The sequence below is a fragment of the Phormidesmis priestleyi ULC007 genome (assembly GCF_003003695.1).
In the GTDB taxonomy this organism is placed as follows: Bacteria; Cyanobacteriota; Cyanobacteriia; order Leptolyngbyales; family Leptolyngbyaceae; genus Phormidesmis_A; species Phormidesmis_A priestleyi_A.
The window spans coordinates 1-734 of the sequence record NZ_PVWG01000145.1; the positions used below are offsets into that span (position 1 = coordinate 1).

A 734-nucleotide genomic window follows, 5' to 3' on the forward strand; every position below is an offset into this window, starting at 1 on the left:
TCCGGGTGCGATTCGTTGAGTGACGAAATACGGTAACCAGTCCGTCCATAATCACTCCAGCCAAGACTCCTAAGTCTAGCTGAACTTCCCGCTTGATGTCGGTGCAAGTCCTACCCTTCAAACTCAGAAGTGACTCCTGATCTGCCCACAGTGAGCAAGCTCGGTTCTTGCAGGCTGAAGCTGGGAACAGGGCGCAATCAGACAACGGTTATGCGTTGACACTGGCGCTAACAGGGGGTTCCTACGATGAAACCAGATTCTCGAAAAGCGACCTAATTGGGAGCAAGGCATAACGACAAACCCTTGACTTTGCCAGAGTATTGTATCCCGCCGTGTCTCCGGAGGAAACCGGTCAGAGTCAGGGGTTCTGGCGGTTGAATTGAATCCATCTAAGGGAACGAGCAATCGAACGGGAGGAACGAATAAAAACAGTCTGTTCGGTCTGGGGAGAAGTCGAACCCCAGTAGGCTAGACGAGCAGCGGAACTCCGCAGACTGGGTAGGATGACCCGTGATTGGGTCAAGGTTCAAAGCAAACACTCCTTGGCGTGAGCGCATGATTAGACACAGCCAGCAGGCTAGTGAATTGTGGAAGAAGCTCCCGTGGAAGCGATTCCGACGGAACTTATTCCGCCTCCAAAATCGAGTGTTCAAAGCAGTTTCAGTGGGCAACCTGCGAAAGGCGCGGTCACTCCAAAAACTGATTTTCAAGTCTACAGCCGCCCGATTTCTAGC

At 52.3% G+C, this 734-nt stretch carries 1 protein-coding gene; it reads left to right on the plus strand.

The window, feature by feature from the left end:
* Window positions 1-555: 555 nt before the first annotated feature.
* The coding region (locus C7B65_RS29805; RefSeq protein WP_181314522.1) for a reverse transcriptase N-terminal domain-containing protein at window positions 556-734 on the plus strand (179 nt) is incomplete at its 3' end.